The sequence below is a fragment of the Gilliamella sp. Fer4-1 genome (assembly GCF_001690515.1).
Taxonomy (GTDB): domain Bacteria; phylum Pseudomonadota; class Gammaproteobacteria; order Enterobacterales; family Orbaceae; genus Gilliamella; species Gilliamella apicola_C.
In genome coordinates this window covers 1-2,926 of the sequence record NZ_LZGZ01000142.1, presented here as the reverse complement: position 1 = coordinate 2,926, position 2,926 = coordinate 1, and the positions used below count along the sequence as shown (strand labels likewise).

3 protein-coding genes are annotated in these 2,926 nt (G+C 33.9%); 2 read left to right on the top strand and 1 reads right to left on the bottom strand.

Annotation, left to right across the window (positions count from 1 at the left end):
- A partial coding sequence (locus tag A9G30_RS05000; RefSeq protein ID WP_141672000.1) for a DEAD/DEAH box helicase occupies nt 1-669 on the bottom strand: 669 nt, incomplete at its 3' end.
- Between the two features lie 74 nt (nt 670-743).
- Between A9G30_RS05000 and A9G30_RS04995 the strand changes: the two genes are divergently transcribed.
- Both A9G30_RS04995 and pykF read left to right on the top strand, forming a co-directional pair.
- Nucleotides 744-1,163, top strand: a complete 420-nt coding sequence (locus A9G30_RS04995; protein ID WP_065588248.1) for an META domain-containing protein — start codon at nt 744-746, stop codon at nt 1,161-1,163.
- 346 nt (nt 1,164-1,509) lie between these two features.
- Nucleotides 1,510-2,922, top strand: a complete 1,413-nt coding sequence (gene pykF, locus A9G30_RS04990) for a pyruvate kinase PykF (RefSeq protein WP_065579392.1) — start codon at nt 1,510-1,512, stop codon at nt 2,920-2,922.
- Nucleotides 2,923-2,926 lie beyond the last annotated feature (4 nt).

Genomic DNA, 2,926 nt, shown 5'->3' with positions numbered 1-2,926 from the left:
AGAAAAACGTTCTACATCAATAGTTGCTGATGTTATTATAACTTTCAAATCGGGACGTTTAGGTAACAGCTGTTTTAAATACCCTAAAATAAAATCAATGTTTAAGCTGCGTTCGTGCGCTTCATCAATAATAATAGTATCATATTGCAATAAAAGTCTATCTTTTTGAATTTCTGCAAGTAATATACCATCAGTCATTAATTTAATCAGAGTCGTTTCACTAACGTGATCAGAAAATCTCACTTTGAAGCCAACTAATTGTCCGATTTCTGTCTTCAACTCTTCGGCTATACGATTAGCCACAGAACGTGCAGCTAAACGCCGTGGTTGAGTATGACCTATAAATCCTTTGACCCCTAACCCCAATTCTAAGCAGATCTTAGGTATCTGGGTGGTTTTTCCCGAGCCTGTTTCGCCAGCAATAATAACGACTTGATGATGCTTAATTGCATCATAAATTGCTTGTTTTTTTTCAACAACTGGTAAATTAGCTGGAAAATTAATTTTTTGGGGTAACAACGCTACTCTAGCTTGGTAATGTAAAATAGCACTTTGTATATTGGCATCTATATCAGCTATAGTTTGACTTTTTTGGGCTAGTTTAATAATTTTATGCTTATCTAAAAAAGTCATTGTATCAAGATCTTTTAGTTGTTTTTGCGTTAACATAGAGACCAAATATTTTATTTAAAGTAAAACTTAACTTCAATTATAGCAAATTTAACCTATTAGTAGGAGTTCAAATGAAAAAAACGTTATTGCTAATTTCACTATTTTCTTCTTCTTTGCTTATGTATGGTTGTAATGAATCAAAGAAAATACAAGATACCGATCTTATGCATCACCGTTTTGTGCTCACTAAAGCAAATGGCCAAGATATCTCTTTAGATGATCAAGCTGACATTATATTTGGTGAAAAGATGACTATAACAGGCAAAATGTGTAATCAGTTTTCTAGCCAGGTTACTTTGGATAGCGATAACATTAAAGGTTCAGGTGTTATAATGACTAAAATGCTTTGTAATGACGAACAATTAAACCAATTAGACTATATCATTGAACAGTTAATAGTTAATGGCGCAAAGATCGATTTAACCAATAATCAATTAATCTTAAAAAATGAAAAAAATGAGCTGATTTACCAACTTAAAGATTTAATGTAATTCAAACATTTTATTGGCTTGATACTATGGCTGAAATGCATCTATCTAGTGGCTATAATTAGTTTATTTTATAAGCAAAAATATGTATGATATAAAAAACTTTATTTAAAATACTGTTAAGAATATAATAAGGGTAATTTTTAAAGGATTTAACTTATTGATGAAATTATCATACTCTTCAGATATTTTAGGTGACTTTTGTAGCTGTTTAAAGCTACAAAAAGTACTTTTAGCCTATCTTACCAATGCCTTGTCATTGGTTTTTTTTTGCATAACGTTGATTTATCGAATTTTTAAATTAAAACATTAACATTAACATTAAATAAATTACTAAGTAGATACTATTATGAAAAAGACAAAAATTGTTTGTACTATCGGACCAAAATCTGAATCAAAAGAAATGTTAGCAAAACTATTAAACGCAGGAATGAATGTTATGCGTTTAAACTTTTCTCATGGTGATTATGAGGAACATGGTAACCGTATTAAAAACTTACGAGAAGTAATGCAGGAAACTGGTTTAAAAGCAGCAATTATGTTAGATACCAAAGGACCTGAGATCCGCACCATTAAATTAGAAGGCGGTAATGATGTATCACTTGTTGCAGGCCAAACTTTCACTTTTACAACCGACAAAAGTGTCATTGGAAATGCCGAACGAGTTGCAGTGACCTATGATGGCTTTGCGCATGATCTTAAGCCTGGTAATCGTGTACTTGTTGATGACGGTTTGATTGCTATGGATGTTAAAGAAATCAAAGGCAATGAAGTTATCTGTACGGTTTTAAACAATGGTGATCTTGGTGAAAATAAAGGTATTAATTTACCCGGCGTCTCAATTAAGTTACCTGCCCTTGCAGAAAAGGATAAAAACGACCTGATTTTTGGTTGCGAGCAAGGCGTTGACTTTATTGCTGCATCATTTATTCGTAAGCGTTCGGATGTCGAAGATATTCGCGCACACTTAAAAGCCCATGGTGGCGAGGATATTAAGATCATCTCAAAAATCGAAAACCAAGAAGGTTTAGATAATTTTGATGAGATTCTTGAAGCTTCCGATGGTATTATGGTGGCTCGTGGCGATCTAGGTGTGGAAATTGCTGTTGAAGAAGTTATTTTTGCTCAAAAAATGATGATCAAAAAATGTAATAAAGCATCTAAACCTGTTATTACAGCAACACAAATGCTTGATTCAATGATTAAAAACCCTCGCCCTACTCGTGCCGAAGCTGGCGATGTGGCTAATGCAATTATTGATGGTACGGATGCTGTTATGCTTTCTGGTGAAAGTGCTAAAGGTAAATACCCTTTAGAAACAGTCAATGTCATGGCAACTATCTGTAAACGTACTGATGGCACAATTCCAGCGTCATTAGAATTAACCTCAAAAGAAGAAAAATTACGTATAACAGCAGCTGTTTGCTGTGGTGCTGTAGAAATCGCTGAGCGTCTAAATGCCCCACTTATTGTTGTTGCAACCCGTAGTGGTAAATCAGCTCGAGAAGTTCGCCATTATTTCCCAAAAGCTCGTATTTTAGCATTATCATCTAGCCAAAAAACAGTTAATCAGTTAGCGGTCACCAAAGGTGTAGAGCCTATTTTAATTGATTCAATCAACTCAACTGATGATTTTTATCGCTTAGGTAAAGAGATGGCAGTAAAAGTATGCGGTTTACAACAAGGTGATATTATCGTTATGGTTTCAGGCGCTTTAGTTCCAAGCGGCACCACTAATACAACTTCTGTTCATCGTATTTAAAAAT